The sequence below is a fragment of the Streptomyces canus genome, assembly GCF_041435015.1.
Classification (GTDB): domain Bacteria; phylum Actinomycetota; class Actinomycetes; order Streptomycetales; family Streptomycetaceae; genus Streptomyces; species Streptomyces canus_G.
This window is the reverse complement of record NZ_CP107989.1, coordinates 10,191,386-10,205,712: the sequence shown is the minus strand read 5'-3', so window position 1 is coordinate 10,205,712 and position 14,327 is coordinate 10,191,386. Positions and strand designations below refer to the sequence as shown.

The window sequence follows — 14,327 nt, the reverse complement described above, 5'->3', positions numbered from 1 at the left end:
CTTCCATGACCTGCCTCTTGACATTTTTATCGATACAAACCCCACACGCTGGAGTACTCCCGTGCCCACTGTCACCGCGGTCATCAACCTCGACATCGAAGGCCCGATGATCAGCCGCCACCTCTATGGTCACTTCGCCGAACACCTCGGCCGCTGTGTCTACGGCGGCTTCTGGGTCGGGGAGGACTCGCCGATACCCAACGAGGGGGGTATCCGCCTGGATGTCGTGCGGGCTCTGCGCGCGCTGAACATTCCGAACCTGCGCTGGCCGGGCGGCTGTTTCGCCGACGAGTACCACTGGAAGGACGGCATCGGCCCCCGGGACCAGCGCCCCCGCATGGTCAATACCCACTGGGGCAACGTGGAGGAGAACAACCACTTCGGCACCCACGAGTTCATGGCCCTGTGTGAGCTGCTCGGCGCGGAGCCGTACATCAGCGGCAACGTCGGCTCCGGCACGGTGCAGGAGATGAGCGATTGGGTGGAGTACCTGACCCGTGACGGCGACAGCCCGATGGTGCGGCTGCGCAAGGCCAACGGCCGGGAGGAGCCGTGGCGGGTGAAGTTCTGGGGCATCGGTAACGAGACGTGGGGCTGCGGCGGCAACATGCGCGCGGAGTATTCCGCCGATCTGGCCCGGCAGTACGCCACGTACTGCCGTGACCACGGCGGCAACACGCTGTACCGCATCGCCTCCGGCGCGAACGGTGACGACTACAAGTGGACCGAGACGCTGATGCAGCAGATCAGCTGCTTCGGCTGCGAGGCCACGCCCCGCACCTTCTTCCAGGGCCTGTCCGTTCACCAGTACACGGTGTGCGGCTCGTGGGAATCGAAGGGAAGCGCCACCGTCTTCGACACGGACGACTACTACCGGACGATGCTGTCGGCCAAGCGGGTCGACCGTATCCTCACCGGCCATTCCTCGGTCATGGACTGCTATGACCCGGGCCGCAGGGTCGGGCTGGTCCTGGACGAGTGGGGCACCTGGTGGGACGCGGAGCCCGGCACCAACCCGGGCTTCCTGTTCCAGCAGAACGCCCTGCGTGACGCGCTCGTGGCCAGCACCCACTTCGACATCTTCCACCGACATGCGGCACGCCTGTACATGGCCAACATCGCCCAGACCGTCAACGTCCTGCAGGCCATGCTGCTCACCGACGGCGACGCGCTGGTCCTGACCCCGACGTACCATGTCTTCGAAATGAACAAGGGCCATCAGGACGCCACCTCGCTCGCCGTGCACCTGCGTGCCCAGGACGCCCGGCGCCGGGTGGGGGACACCGAACTCGACACGCTCTCCGCCTCCGCCAGCGTCAAGGACGGCACCGTGCTGATCTCACTGACCAATCTGGACGCCGAGGAGCCCGCCGAGGTGACACTCGACCTGCGCGGCGGCTCCGTCGGCGAGCCGACCGCCCGCCTGCTGACCGCGGACCGGCTCCAGGTCCACAACACCCCGGAGACGCCCGAGGCGGTGGTCCCGCGCCCGTTCGATGCGGTGAAGGCAACCGGCCAGGGGCTGGTGCTGACGATTCCCCCGCACTCGTTCCTCACCGTCCGGGCGCCCGTGGCCCACATGCGCTGAGGCCCGCCGCGCCGTCTGCGCCAACCCTGGACCGGAGGTAGACGTGGCAACCATCCAGGACGTGGCGAAGGCCGCCGGGGTCTCGGCGATGACCGTCTCCCATGTCATCAATGATCACCCGAACGTGCGCAGGGCGACGCGGGAGAGGGTCCTCCAAGCGATGGCCCGGCTCGACTACCGCGTCAACGTGGCCGCCCGTAACCTGCGCAAGGGCCGGACCGGCACCATCGGTCTCGCCGTTCCGGGGGTGAACAGTGCGTACTACGGCGAGTTGGATGTCGCCATCATCGCCGCGGCCGTGCGGTACGACCTGAGAGTGAGCATCGAGCAGACCGGTGCGCTGCGCGAGAACGAACTGGAGGCGCTGTCCCTGTCGCGCAACCGGTTGTACGACGGACTCCTCCTCTGCCCCGTGGGCATGGGCTCGGCCGATGTCGAGTGGCTCAAGGTGGACTACCCGGTGGTCACCCTTGGTGAGCGGATCTTCGGGGGCCCGGTGGACCACGTCGCCCTGCCCAATGTCGATGCGTCGCGGGCGGCCACGCGCCACCTGATCGAGCGGGGCTGCCGGCGCATCGCGATCCTGTGCGGGCGTGGGTGAAGAGGTGGACGTGTCCAGCCTGCGCCACACCGGGTACCGGCACTGGAGGGTGCCGGTCTGCGGGTGGATCCCGGTCTGACCCAGAGCGTGGAGGCGTTCACTATGCGGGCGGGTGCGCGGCGCGCCCGGGAGATGGTGGAGAGCGGGCTCGGCTTCGACGGTGTGTTCTGCGTGACGGACACCGTGGCGATGGGCGTGCTGCGCGGCCTCGCCGACGCCGGCGTACGGGTCCCGGAGCAGGTCAAGGTGATCGGCTTCGACAACGTCGAGAGCAGCGAGTTCCTCGTCCCCTCACTGTCCACCATCGATCCGGATCACGGCGCCATGGCCGAACGGGCGGTCGCGCTCCTCGCCCGGCGGATCGGCCAGGCCGAACTCCCGCAAGACCGGGAGGAGTTCGGTCAGCCACTTCTCCCTGGTGGTACGGGAGTCGACCAGCGGCTGACCCGGCAGCGGCCCGGCGCCGTACCGTATGGCCCGACAGCGCCAGCAGCCACAGCCACGCGTCGAGGTTGCTCGACCCGAGAGCGCCCAAAGAAACGACGTCTTATGCCTGAACACAGGACATGCGCAACTGCGTCAAGGCGTCCCATGCCGAGTCGGGGGTGAACAGGACTGTCGACGTGCTGCGCCAGGGAAGAACAGCGCATTGTCCGCATCGATGACGCATCCGAGGTCGTGGGAGCCGCCACGGACTCGGTACCAGGCCGGTGGGCTGCACTGACAGCGGATCTGCGCGATGGGGGTCGTCAGGAATAGCCTGGAGAAGAGCGGCACCGGGGCGGAACGGACTCTCTCGATGCATCCCCTTGACCCCGGGGGGCCGCAAAACAGGGAGGAAGAGTCATGCCCTGGAATCTGAACGGCACGTACCTGGAGAGCTGTAACTGTGACGTGGTGTGCCCCTGCACCACCTCGGGCCTCACCGCACCGGCCGACCACGAGCGCTGCCAGGTGACCTTCGCATTCCACGTGGACAGCGGGAACGTGGACGACGTCGACGTCTCCGACCGCAGCGTGGCCGTCTTCATCGACGGGCCGCGGGTGATGGCCGAGGGCGGCTGGCAGGTGGCGCTGTACGTCGACGCTTCAGCCGACGACGGCCAGGCGGATGCGCTGGGCAAGGTCTTCTCGGGCCAGGTGGGCGGTCCGATGGCGGGGCTCGCTCCGCTCATCGGCGAGGTCCTCGGCGTGGAGCGCGTCCCCATCGACTACCGCGACGACGGTCGCCACCACACCGCGCGGGTGGGCGATGCCATCGACATCGAGATCGAGGACCAGGTCGCCCCGCAGTTCGGCGAAGACGGTCCGGTGATGGGCCTGACGGGCATGTTCCACCCGGTGAACAGCACACTGACGATCGCCCGGTCCACCCGGGCGACGGGCGACGGCGTGTACGGCCGGTCCTGGGACTTCACGGGCGGCAACGGACACTCGGCGCCCTTCACATGGTCCGGATGACCGGCGGGCCGGTTACCGTCCGCATCCGGGTGGCCCCCGCCGGGCTGCTGCTGGTCGCGGCAGCAGCCGCCTGGGTCTGGATGGTGACGCGCTGGGGCAGCATGCAGGCGATGCCCGGCACCATGGGCCTGGGCCTGGCCGCTTTCCTGGCCGTGTGGACGCTGATGATGACTGCGATGATGCTGCCCGCCACGGCACCCGTCGCCGCCTTGTACGCCCGCACCATCACCGTGCACCGGGCGTCGCGCATGGTCGTTTTCACGGTCTCCTACCTGCTCGTCTGGGCCGCGGCCGGGCTGCCGGCGTATGCGCTGGCTGTCGGCCTTGGCCGGGCGGCGCGGCTCCCCCCCGTGGCGGGGACAGCAGTGGCCGCGGCCGTGTTCGCGGTCAGCGGCGTCTATCAGCTCACGCCTCTCAAAGACCGTTGTCTGGCGAGGTGCCGTTCGCCGATCGGCCTGATGCTGCGCTACGCCTCGTACCCGGCCACCTCGCGCGATCTGCGTGCCGGAGCCCACCACGGGGCTTTCTGCCTGGGCTGCTGCTGGTCGCTGATGGTGCTGCTGGCGGCGTTCGGTGTGATGAACCTGTGGGCCATGGTGGTCCTGGCCGCCGTGATCACCGCCGAGAAACTCGCTCCGGTTGGTCGCCTGGTGGCCCGTGCCGTGGGGATCGCCTCGATCGTCCTGGCCGTCGCCGTCTTCTGGGTCCCGGCGCTGGCTCCGGGTCTCACCGGCGGTGGTATGGCCGGGATGTGAGGACGGGCCGCGCCCACCGAGAAATCACAAGCCGGGCGGGTACGTGAGGGTACGTCGCTCGGGTTCAACGAACCATCACGCCATAAGAAACGACGTCTTACTGATCTTTTCGTAAGTTCGGTGGGTGTGGTGGGCGGATGGTCAGGCCGGTATGGGCGAGGAATGACCATGGCAGTCGGGGGTTGGCGTTGATGCGGTGGATGCCTTGCTCGGTGGCGTCGGCGACATCGGCGAGGTGGTCGCCGGCGAGGTTGGCGAGTTCACGTTTCTTGAGCGAGGACCACAGGAGTTCCACCGGGTTCAGTTCGGGAGCGTAGGCGGGTAATCGTTCCAGGGTGAGCCAGTCCTGTTCGGCGACCCAGGCCCGCATCGCCCGGCTCCAGTGGGCGGACAGGCCGTCCCAGACCAGGACCACTCGCTCGCCGCGGTAGAACACCTTCATCTGCTCCAGGACCTCGATGAGTCCGGCGGTGTCGTAGCTGCCGGGCTTGAGGTGGAAGCACAGGCGGGCCCCGCGATCGGGGTCGGTGGAGTGGTAGCCCAAGGCCCCCGCCATCGACGCGCGCTTCCAGTTCAGGCGGTGCCGCAGGAGCGGAGTCCGCCCACGGGGCGAGTAGGTGCGGCGGATCTGAGGGAGCAGGAAGACGCCTGATTCGTCGAGGAAGACGATCCAGGCACGTGTGTTCACGGCCTCTTTTTGATGCGCGGCCACTCGTGCGCGATCCAGCGGGCGATCTCCGAATCGTCCCGCTCGACAGCCCTCCGCTCGGGCCGTTGCAGGCTCCATCCGAGCCGGCCGGTCAGCAGCCGCCACACCGATGCCCTCGACAACACCACCCCCGTTGCCCGGGTGACGACCGCGCCGACTCGTTCCAGGGTCCACAGGTCGGCCTCGAAACCATGAGCCTGGGCGCCTTGCTCCAACGCGGCCCGGACCATCTCGACTTGGGCGTCGTCCAGCTTGGGTGGGCGTCCGGTAGCCGCCCGTCGCCGCAGGGCCGAAGCACCGCCTTGCTCCCACACCCGCCGCCAACGCCGCACGCTCTCGGCACACACCCCTACCGCCCTCGCGATGTCCGCATTCGAAACGCTGTCCTCGAACAACTCGACTGCCCGAACACGACGTGCCTCCGCCAACTGAGGCCGTGACAAAGGAGGAAGGGAGGAGCCGGCAACCGAAGGGGAAGGTTGATAAGCCACCCAGACAGCCTCACACCCACACAGCCACCACACCCACCGAACTTACGAAAAGATCAGTAGTGAGCGTTTGATTCTCATATTGGGTGGTTCATGATGAATTTCATGAACCAGATCGCGCGCTCAGCGAAGCGATTCGCCGAAAACACGGCTTATGCGGCAATCAGCAGAGCAGTAATGCGCCGTTTTCCTTGCAAGAGCTCCTGTCTCATTTAGAAAACTACCGGTTCGCAGCGAGTTGAGAACGCGCGCCCCAGTGCACCCGGCACCCCCACACACGCCCTGCTCAGGCCGGCTGCCACCACGTACGCAGACACCATGAAGCCCTCACAGCCCTATCCCGGCTTCTCTGGGGGAGTGAGGCTGTCGTAGTGGTGTGCACCTCAGGTTTGTGCAGCTCAGCCACTCATGGTCGAACTCTAGCTAGTGCAACAGCTGTGGTGCTATCACTGGTTGGAGTGTCTCTGAGGGCAACTGAGTCGGCGCCGACGGATGCTGGGTAGTGGCCGATCGTGTGTTACTGCTCGCTTGGCTACGACAGGGCCTTGGCAGCGGGCTGGCCGATCGCCACCGGCGCGATCGAAGGTGTACCGGGTGCGGCTGACCGAGCAGGGCGTGGGCAAGTACCTGCGCCGCTGGGGCCTGTTCTTCCAGCGCCCGGACTAGCGGGCCGTGGAGCAGGACGCGGAAGCGGTCCGTGTCTGGCGGGAGGAGACCTGGCCGGCGATCCACGCGAAGGCGAAAGCCGAGGGTCGTGAGGTGCTCTTCGCCGACCAGGTCGGCATCCGCTCCGACCAGGTCACCGGCCGCACCTGGGGTGCCAAGGGGTGCACACCGGTCGTCCGCCGCACGGGCAACCGCTTCTCCGTCAACGCGCTGTCCGCGATCAGTACGAAGGGCCGGATGCACTTCATGGTGTTCACCGAGACCTTCGACGCCGACGTCATGTGCCGCTTCCTGGACCGCCTCGCCGGACACTTCGACCGCAAGTCCACCTCGTCCTGGACGGCCACTCCGCACATCGCTCCCGCAAGGTCCGCGCCTGGGTCGCCGATCACCCCGACCGCATCGAACTGCACTTCCTGCCGTCGTGCTCGCCCGAGCTGAACCCGGACGAGCTGGTCAACGCCGACGTCAAGCGGAGCCTTCCCATGCACCACCGGGCCTGCAACCAGGCCCAACTCGCCGCCGAGACCCGCAGGTTCTTCCACCGGCGTCAACGCCAGCCACACATCATCCGCGGCTACTTCGGCGGCCCCCACGTCCGCTACACCCTCGAAAAGAACCCTTTGAGTTTCTGATCAATAGGAGAGGGGGTGGGGACACATTGCCGAGGTGGGGGATCGACCGGTTGGAGTCGGTTCTACGGCGACGTCGGTGCCGGCTCTGCGGCGCTGGTGCTCGGCTCCTTGATCACGAGGGGGTGCAGTTCCCACGCGTCGACCGCGAAGCCGAGGCGCGTACCCGGTGCGCTGCGGGCCTCAAGTCGCCACGTGCCCTGCCCTGTGGGGTAGAAGCGCAGGGTGAGGACCTGGCCGGTGGTGGTCAGGAAGATTTCGGCGATGGAGTGGTCGACGACCACGCGCAGGTCGACCGCCTGACCAGAGGGGCAGGGCATCCGGTAGGAGCCGCTGCGGGCCCGGGAGTCCAGTGAGGCGTGGTCGCGGTCGACGACCAGTTCGCCCGCATCGGTATCGACGCGGATGTCGAGGTACTCGGAGCCGTCCGGGGTGGTGAGCAGCCGCAGACCGGCGTTTCCGGTCGGCTCCAGACGGGCCGTCAGGTCGAAAGCGCGGCTCACGCTGCCGAGGTCCACCGGCTGCGGGCCGTGCGTCGTGCCTTCGGCGTGGATGGTGTGCTCGCCGCGCAGGGCGAGCAGTTCGGTGGTGGGCTGCTGGCGCAGTGTGCCGTCGTCGTGGACGTGGATCTCGCGGGGCAGGGTGAGGACCCCGGCCCATCCGTCCGCGACGGCCCAGGCTTCGTCGCGGGCTTCCCACGACCAGCCCCACAGCAGCCACCGGTCGCCCGGTGCCCGCAGCAGGGCGGGCGCGTAGCAATCGGGGCCGTGGTCGGCGAGTACCGCTGGGCCGGCCTCGAAGTGGCCGTCATGCTCTTCGCCGATCAGGGCCGCGACCCTCTGCGGACCGGTGGGTTCGGTCCAGGTACTGAAGAGGAGGGCGCCGGGTCCGTCGGCTGCCGGGAGGTATTGGGGGCATTCCCAGCCATCGCCGGTGAGCTCCTCGGTGCCGCCGACGGGCTCCGGACGGCGGGCTGCGAAGGGCCCCCGGTAGGTCCAGTTCTCCAGGTCGGGTGAGTCGTAGAGAAGGGCGGCGGCGCGACCGTCCGCGAGGGCGGCGCCGACCAGCATCCGCCAGCCGTCGCCGTCCTGCCAGACGTACGGGTCGCGGTACATGGTGCAGCCCTCGGGCAGCTCGGGGATGAGTAGTTCGCCTCGCGGGCGGAAGCTGTTGCCGCCGTCGTGGGAGGCGGCGCAGGTGACCGGCTGGTGCTGGGGCGAGCGGTCCTCGCGGTGCGCGGAGTAGAAGGCGACCAGTCGGTCGCCGTCGGAGACGGCGTTGCCGGAGAAGCAGCCGTCGGCGTCCACGCCATCGGGGGTCGGGGACAGGGCGATCGGCAGCGGCTCCCAGGTCAGCAGGTCGGGGCTGCGGAAGTGGCCCCAGTGCATGTTCGCGTGGGTCGCGCCGTACGGGTTGTACTGGTAGCACACGTGGTAGTGGCCGTCGTGGAAGACCAGCCCGTTGGGGTCGTTGATCCAGTTGCGGGGCGGCCGCAGGTGCGCCACGGGGCGGTGCGGATCGCGGGGTGTGGTGGACACACGCGTGCCTTTCGGTGTTTCAGATGGAACCCGCCCCGCCGGCCCTCGATTTGGCGGGGCGGCAGGCCGGCGGGACGGGGGTCTTCGAGCCCGTATGCGGTCTACAGGTCCAGATACGGGCTTCAGGTCCGGATACGGAATTCCGCGCTCAGCTGCTGCTCCCGCCGCGAGCTGGGGCCGACACGGAGCATGAACTCACCCGGTTCGACCACTCGCCGGCTGTCGGCCGTGACGAGTGAGCACTGCGCGGCGGGGATGCCGAGGCGGACGTCCAGGCTTTCGCCGGGAGGGATCTCGACCTGGGTGAAACCCTTCAGCTCCTGCTCGGCCCAGGTGACGCTGGCGGTCAGGTCGCTGATGTACGCCTGGACCGTTTCCAGGGCCCGGCGGCTGCCGCTGTTGGTGAGCCGTACCGTGGCGTCGACGGTGCCGTCGGCGCGGACGTCCGGGTCGTGCACGACGAGGTCGGAGTAGGTGACGGTGGTGTAGGTGAGGCCCTCGCCGAACGCGAACAGGGGGTCTTGGGTGAGGTCCGCGTAGCGGCTTCCGTGCTGGCCTCGCACCTGGTTGTAGAAGACCGGTTGCTGTCCGACGTGGCGTGCGAAGGAGACCGGGAGCCGGCCGCCGGGTTCGATGAGTCCGAGGAGGAGTTCGGCGATCGCGCGGCCACCGCGCATGCCCGGGTTGAACGCCTCGATGAGTGCTGCCGCGTTCAGTGCCGACTCCGGGAGCGTGCTCGGCTTCGACTGGACCAGTACGACAATCACGGGGGTGCCGGTGGCAGCGACCGCGTCCAGCAGAGCGATCTGGCTTCCTTGAAGGTCGAGCGTGGCCGTCGAGCGCGTCTCGCCTGTGAGGGCGATGCTGTCCCCCACGACCACGACGGCGTAGTCGGCGGCCTCTGCTGCGGCGACAGCCTCCCGAAGCTGCGCATGGTCGACCGGGGCGGGGGTGAAAACGGGCGGCAGTGGCTGGCCGTCGGGCCCCGTGGACCACTCGGGGGCATGGGTGGGGCTTGCTATGTCGGCTCCGCGGGCGTGCGTGACGGTCCAGTCGGCGGGTGCGACGGCGCGAAGGCCGTCGAGCACCGTCTCCACCGTCTCGCGGGGATGGCCTTCGGGCATCCACGGGACCTGACCGGTGGCGCCTGCCCAGTCGCCGAGCATGGCTTCCGGGCTGTCGGCGTTGGGGCCGATGACCGCGATCGTCCGCGGTGCGCCCTGGCTCGCGGCGCGGCCGGTTCCGTCCGAGGCCAGCCCGCCTTCGAGGGGCAGGATCCCCTCGTTGCGCAGCAGCACCAGGGAGCGCCGGGCGGTCTCGAGGTTGAGGTCGGCGTGTGCGCGGCAGCCGATCACCTGCGCCTGCCGCTCGGGATCGGGGGTGCGGGGGTCCTCGAAGAGCCCGAGCTCGAACTTCAGCCGCAGAACCCGCCGTACCGCGTCATCGATCTGTTTCTCGTCGACCAGGCCGCGGGCGACCGCCTCCTGCGCGCCCTCGAAGAACTGCGGCGTGGCCATGATGAGGTCGTTCCCGGAGTTGACGGCGACCGCCGCCGCCTCGGCGTAGTCGGCGCAGGTCCGCTGGTCGTAGACCATCCGGCCGACGTTGTCCCAGTCGGTCACCAGCGTGCCGGTGAAGCCCCACTCGCCCTTGAGTACATCGTTGATCAGCCACTGATTCGCGGTGATGGGCACGCCGTCGATCGACTGGTAGCCGAGCATGAAGCCGCGGCAGCCGGCCCGGGCCGCCTGCTCGAACGGGGGCAGGAACCACGAGCGCAGCTTGCGCGGGCTGAGCTCGGCTTCGCTCGCGTCGCGGCCGCCCAGGGTTTCGGAGTAGCCCGCGAAGTGCTTGGCGTATGCCAGCACGGCTGTCGGGTCGTTGAGGCCCTCGCCCTGGTATCCGCGCACCATTGCCGCGCCGAGTTCGCCGATCAGGAAGGGGTCCTCGCCGAACGTCTCGTTGATCCGGCCCCAGCGCAGCTCCCGGGTGATGCACAGCACCGGGGAGAACGTCCCGTGGATTCCGGTCGTCGCGATTTCGGTCGCGGACGCGCGGGCCACCCGGTGGAGCAGGGCGGGGTCCCAGGTGCAGGCCATGGCCAGCTGGGTCGGGAAGATGGTCGCGCCGGGCCAGAACGAGTGGCCGTGGATGGCGTCGTCGGCTGTCAGAAGCGGAATGCCGAGCCGTGTCCGCTGGGCCATTTTCATGGCCTCGGGCATCCGTTCGGGAGCCACATGCAGAACGGACCCGGCCAGCTTGGTCGACAGGATGTCCACCAGGTCCCCGTGTTGTGCGTCGAGCATCAGCAACTGCCCGACCTTCTCCGGCAGGGTCATCCGGGACAGCAAGTCGTCGATTCTCGCTTCCACGGACGCTTCCGGATCCAGGTACACGGCAGAGCGGACCGGCTGTCCCACGGTGTTCTCCAAGAGATAAGTTGTCACAGGTCGAGAGTTGGTTGGCGGCTTCGAGCGCTTCGTCGCAAGGACGCTGCCGGCGGCCGTGGTGGAGCTCGGACTGGCGCGGCGGGGCTCGCGCGCTGCCCGCCAGCCGCCCTGGGCGGAACCGGTGCGGCAGGGGGCGGCGCGGTGGGAGCAGAGGTGTCACTTCAGGCCGGTGGTGGCGATGCCGGCGACGAAGTGCCGCTGGAAGAGGAGGAAGACGATCATTACCGGGAGTAGGACGACGACGCTGCCGGCGAGGAGGATGCCGTAGCGGGTGAAGTCCTGTCCGCTGCTGGCCAGGGCGAGGCCGACGGGGAGGGTGTACTGGCTCTCGTTCTGGGCCACGACCAGCGGCCACAGGAAGTTGTTCCAGGAGCCGAGGAAGGTGATGATCCCGAGGGTGGCCAGGGCCGGCCGGGTCAGCGGCAGGATGATCTTCCAGAAGATGGCCAGTTCGCGGCAGCCGTCGACGCGGGCCGCGTCGATCAGCTCATCGGGCAGGGAGGAGATGAACTGCCGCATCAGGAACACCCCGAAGGGGGTGGCAAGGAAGGGCAGGATCAGCCCGAGCAGGGAGCCGGACAGCTTCATGTTGGCCACCAGCACGTACAGCGGGACGAAGGTGACCAGGCCGGGGATCATGAGGGTGCCGATGACCAGCATGAACACGGCGCGCTGGCCGCGGAACTCCAGCTTGGCCAGGGCGTAGCCGAGCATCGAGCAGAAGACCAGGTTGCCCGCGGTGACGGCCACGGCCACGATCACGGAGTTGGCGAACATGCTCGTGAAGTCGAGCCTGCTGAACAGTTCGTGGAAGTTGGCGGTGGTGGGTGCGGTGGGGATCAGCACGGGCGGTACGGCGCGGATGTCGGCCTCGGGTTTGAAGGAACCGGAGAGCATCCACAAGAACGGCGCGATCATCAGCAGGAGAGCGCCGGCAAGTGGTACGTACAGCCAGGGCTGGCCCCAGGTCTGCCGGATGTGGCGGCGCCGCAGAGCCCGGTCCGCGTCGGATGGTGCTGTTCGGAGGGTGGAGAGGGTGCTCATGGGGTATCAGTCCTTGTCTCGCAGTACCCGGAACTGCAGGACGGTCAGCGCGACGATGAGGACGAAGATGACGTAGCCGGCGGCCGAGGCCACGTCGTAGTTGCCGTTGCCGAACTGGTTGTAGGCGTACATCGTGGCCGAGAGGGTGGAGTCCAGCGGTCCGCCCTGGGTCATCACGAAGGGTTCGTCGAAGAACTGCAGATAGCCGATGCCTGTGGTCACGGCGGTCAGCAAGAGGGCGGGGCGCAGCAGCGGGAAGCTGACCCCCCAAAAGCGCTGCCAGGCGCCGGCGCCGTCGAGTTCGGCTGCCTCCATCAGGGACTGGGGCACGGACTGCAGTCCGGCCAGCATGATGATCATGACGGTGCCGAGGTTGCGCCACACGGCCATGAGGATCATGACGGGCAGGGCGAAGCGGGTGTCGGCCAGCCAGGCCGGGCCGTCGATCCCGAACCAGCCCAGGACGGTGTTCACCAGTCCCGCCCGTGGGTCCAGGAGCGTCTTCCAGACCACGGCGATGGCCACGATGCTGGTGATGACCGGGAGGTAGAAGCCGACCCGGAAGACGGCTCGGAAGCGGCGGATGCCGCGGTCGAGGGCAACTGCCGCGGCGAGTCCGGCGGCCAGCGTCAGAGGCAGACCCACCACGACGAACACGGCCGTGTTGCGCAGGGCGTGAACGAACTGATCGTCCTGGAAGAGCCGCACGTAGTTGTCGAAGCCGGTGAACGACACGTTCAGCGGCGTGCGCAGGTCTGCGCTCTGGGTGTCGGTCAGGCTCATCAGCAGCGACCAGACGACCGGCAGCAGCATGAAGGCCAGGAACAGGGCGAGGAAGGGGGCGGCGAGAATCCAGGCGGCCCGGGTCTGCCTGCCGCGCGCCGTGCTTCGGAGCGCGAAGGGCCGGCGACCGGCACTTCGCTGCGGCCCTGCGGTGCTCGGCTCGTGGGTGTCGCCCCGCCCGGGAAGCGTTTTCGTGGACATGGATGTCATCCGTCCCTACGAGGGGTACTCACGCGGCGGCGCTCAGCGGCCGGTGCCGATGGATGTGGCCTTGGACTGCAGTGCCTGCTGCACCTGAGCGACCGTGGCCTTGCCGAGGGACAGCCTCTCCAGCTGGGAGTCGACGGCGTCGGCGATCTGCTGCCAGGTGCTGATGGCGGGCGGCGCCTTGCTGACCTTGAGCTGCTCGGCGAACGCGTTCATCGTCTCGTCCTCGCTCAGCTTCGCCTGGTCCCACGCGCTGGGCGACGGCGGAATGTTGCCGGTGGCCTTGGCATAGGCCGCGAGGTTGGCGGGCTCGGTGAGGAACCGGGTGAACTTCCATGCCGCGTCGGCGTTCTTGGCGTCCTTGAACACCGCCAGGTCGCTGCCGCCGGCGAGCCCGGCGGGCTGCTTGGAGTACGGCAGCGGCGCGGTCTTCCACTTGCCGTCCAGCTTCGGGGTGTCGTTGTGGAGGCTGCCGCCGACCCCCGGCCCCTCCTGGTAGGTGGCGATCTGGCCGGCCTGGAACGCCGGCATGCTTTCCGTCTTGTCGGTTGGTGCCAGGCCCTGCTGGGGGATGCTCGCGTAGTACTCCAGAGCCTTGGCGACCTCGGGCGAGTCGAAGGTGAACTTCCCGGTCTTGGCGTCATAGATGTCACCGCCCTGCTGCCAGACCAGCGGCAGCCAGAAGATCCAGGAGTTGAAGCCGATGTTCCACCCAGTTGAGTAGCGCAGCTTGGGATTCTGCTTGCCGACGGTGGCCTGGATGGCCTTGAGGTCCTTCAGGTACCCGCTCCAGTCCGCGGCCGGGGCGCCCTTGACGCCGGCCTTCTCGGTCAGGTCGGTGCGGTAGTAGACCACCATGGTGTTCGCGATGAACGGCACACCGTAGGACGTGTCCTTGTACTTGGTGGTGTCCCATTGGCCGGGGTAGAAGTCCGACGACTTGATCGACGCCGGGGTGGCCTGGAAGCCGTTCATGGCGGCCATCTCGGCCATCCAGGTGGTGCCGACCACGGACATGTCCGGTGTGTTGCCACCGGCGATCGAGGTGGTCAGCTTGTCGTGGGCGGCGTCCCACGGGACCGCTGTGATCTTGACGGTCGCGTCCGGGTTCTCCTGCTCGAACTTCTCGGCCAGGTCCTTCAGGGCGGGGTCGGTGTCACCCATGGACCACATGACCACCGTCCCCTTGGCCTTGCCCGCGGCGATCTCGGCGGGTGCGTCCTTGCCGGGGCCGGAATCCTCGCTCCGGCCGCAGCCGGTGGCCACCAGGGCGGCCGTGACGGTGACGCACAGGGCCTGGACGGTTCTGACAGCATGACGAGTGGTGATACGCATGATGCGGCTCCTTGCCGTTGAGCGATACAGGCGCGGGGGGCTAAGGGTGAGAGCGGGCGGACGCCCGGAT

General features: G+C 68.2%; 13 protein-coding genes and 1 pseudogene. 7 read left to right on the top strand and 7 right to left on the bottom strand.

The genetic code is table 11. The features are described from left to right. The first annotated feature begins 61 nt into the window (after nucleotides 1-61). The 5 genes from OG841_RS46495 to OG841_RS46475 all read left to right on the top strand — a co-directional run bounded on the left by OG841_RS46495 (nucleotide 62) and on the right by OG841_RS46475 (nucleotide 4,405). Nucleotides 62-1,588, top strand: a complete 1,527-nt coding sequence (locus OG841_RS46495) for an alpha-N-arabinofuranosidase (RefSeq protein ID WP_328635804.1) — start codon at nucleotides 62-64, stop codon at nucleotides 1,586-1,588. A 43-nt stretch (nucleotides 1,589-1,631) separates the two neighbouring features. Beyond that, the gene (locus OG841_RS46490; protein ID WP_328635805.1) at nucleotides 1,632-2,189 is read left to right on the top strand and encodes a LacI family DNA-binding transcriptional regulator; all 558 of its coding nucleotides are present in this window, start codon (nucleotides 1,632-1,634) and stop codon (nucleotides 2,187-2,189) included. Nucleotides 2,190-2,252: 63 nt separating this feature from the next. Beyond that, nucleotides 2,253-2,798, top strand: a complete 546-nt coding sequence (locus OG841_RS46485; protein ID WP_328635806.1) for a substrate-binding domain-containing protein — start codon at nucleotides 2,253-2,255, stop codon at nucleotides 2,796-2,798. A gap of 237 nt (nucleotides 2,799-3,035) precedes the next feature. After that, nucleotides 3,036-3,650 carry a DUF1326 domain-containing protein gene (locus tag OG841_RS46480; RefSeq protein ID WP_328635807.1) on the top strand — a complete coding sequence of 205 codons (615 nt, stop codon included), beginning with the start codon at nucleotides 3,036-3,038 and terminating at the stop codon, nucleotides 3,648-3,650. After that, nucleotides 3,647-4,405, top strand: a complete 759-nt coding sequence (locus OG841_RS46475; RefSeq protein WP_328635808.1) for a DUF2182 domain-containing protein — start codon at nucleotides 3,647-3,649, stop codon at nucleotides 4,403-4,405. Before OG841_RS46480 ends, OG841_RS46475 begins: the two co-directional genes overlap by 4 nt. Before the next feature lie 97 nt (nucleotides 4,406-4,502). Here the strand turns inward: OG841_RS46475 and OG841_RS46470 are convergent, their stop codons facing one another. Both OG841_RS46470 and OG841_RS46465 read right to left on the bottom strand, forming a co-directional pair. Beyond that, nucleotides 4,503-5,093 carry a transposase gene (locus tag OG841_RS46470; RefSeq protein ID WP_328635809.1) on the bottom strand — a complete coding sequence of 197 codons (591 nt, stop codon included), beginning with the start codon at nucleotides 5,091-5,093 and terminating at the stop codon, nucleotides 4,503-4,505. Further along, on the bottom strand, nucleotides 5,090-5,605 hold the full coding sequence (locus OG841_RS46465; protein ID WP_371570351.1) for a winged helix-turn-helix domain-containing protein: 516 nt from the start codon (nucleotides 5,603-5,605) through the stop codon (nucleotides 5,090-5,092). The genes OG841_RS46470 and OG841_RS46465 overlap by 4 nt, the downstream gene beginning before the upstream one ends. 669 nt (nucleotides 5,606-6,274) lie before the next feature. Here OG841_RS46465 and OG841_RS48690 point away from each other — a divergent pair. Continuing rightward, a pseudogene (locus OG841_RS48690) lies at nucleotides 6,275-6,726 on the top strand (IS630 family transposase); the annotation flags it as partial. A 27-nt stretch (nucleotides 6,727-6,753) separates the two neighbouring features. Continuing rightward, a complete protein-coding gene (locus OG841_RS48685) occupies nucleotides 6,754-6,903 on the top strand; it encodes a hypothetical protein (protein ID WP_419184345.1) in 150 nt (49 codons plus the stop codon). A 62-nt stretch (nucleotides 6,904-6,965) separates the two neighbouring features. On the opposite strand, the gene OG841_RS46455 is transcribed toward OG841_RS48685, so the two are convergent. From OG841_RS46455 to OG841_RS46435, 5 genes are all read right to left on the bottom strand, one after another. After that, on the bottom strand, nucleotides 6,966-8,438 hold the full coding sequence (locus OG841_RS46455; protein WP_328635811.1) for a glycoside hydrolase family 32 protein: 1,473 nt from the start codon (nucleotides 8,436-8,438) through the stop codon (nucleotides 6,966-6,968). 122 nt (nucleotides 8,439-8,560) lie between these two features. Then, nucleotides 8,561-10,858 carry a glycoside hydrolase family 3 N-terminal domain-containing protein gene (locus OG841_RS46450; protein ID WP_328643421.1) on the bottom strand — a complete coding sequence of 766 codons (2,298 nt, stop codon included), beginning with the start codon at nucleotides 10,856-10,858 and terminating at the stop codon, nucleotides 8,561-8,563. 186 nt (nucleotides 10,859-11,044) lie between these two features. Next, nucleotides 11,045-11,932: a carbohydrate ABC transporter permease gene (locus OG841_RS46445; RefSeq protein WP_328635812.1), complete on the bottom strand. Its 888-nt coding sequence runs from the start codon at nucleotides 11,930-11,932 to the stop codon at nucleotides 11,045-11,047. 6 nt (nucleotides 11,933-11,938) lie between these two features. Then, nucleotides 11,939-12,925 (bottom strand): carbohydrate ABC transporter permease, encoded by a 987-nt coding sequence (locus OG841_RS46440; RefSeq protein ID WP_371570347.1) that lies wholly within the window; start codon nucleotides 12,923-12,925, stop codon nucleotides 11,939-11,941. Between the two features lie 33 nt (nucleotides 12,926-12,958). Continuing rightward, a complete protein-coding gene (locus tag OG841_RS46435; RefSeq protein WP_328635814.1) occupies nucleotides 12,959-14,257 on the bottom strand; it encodes an extracellular solute-binding protein in 1,299 nt (432 codons plus the stop codon). Nucleotides 14,258-14,327 lie beyond the last annotated feature (70 nt).

What these genes read in the sequence shown, in the direction of transcription:
- OG841_RS46445 (WP_328635812.1), bottom strand. Translation starts at nt 11,932, where the DNA reads ATGAGCACCCTCTCCACCCTCCGAACAGCACCATCCGACGCGGACCGG.
- OG841_RS48685 (WP_419184345.1), top strand. Translation starts at nt 6,754, where the DNA reads ATGCACCACCGGGCCTGCAACCAGGCCCAACTCGCCGCCGAGACCCGC.
- OG841_RS46480 (WP_328635807.1), top strand. Translation starts at nt 3,036, where the DNA reads ATGCCCTGGAATCTGAACGGCACGTACCTGGAGAGCTGTAACTGTGAC.
- OG841_RS46475 (WP_328635808.1), top strand. Translation starts at nt 3,647, where the DNA reads ATGACCGGCGGGCCGGTTACCGTCCGCATCCGGGTGGCCCCCGCCGGG.
- OG841_RS46440 (WP_371570347.1), bottom strand. Translation starts at nt 12,925, where the DNA reads ATGACATCCATGTCCACGAAAACGCTTCCCGGGCGGGGCGACACCCAC.
- OG841_RS46435 (WP_328635814.1), bottom strand. Translation starts at nt 14,257, where the DNA reads ATGCGTATCACCACTCGTCATGCTGTCAGAACCGTCCAGGCCCTGTGC.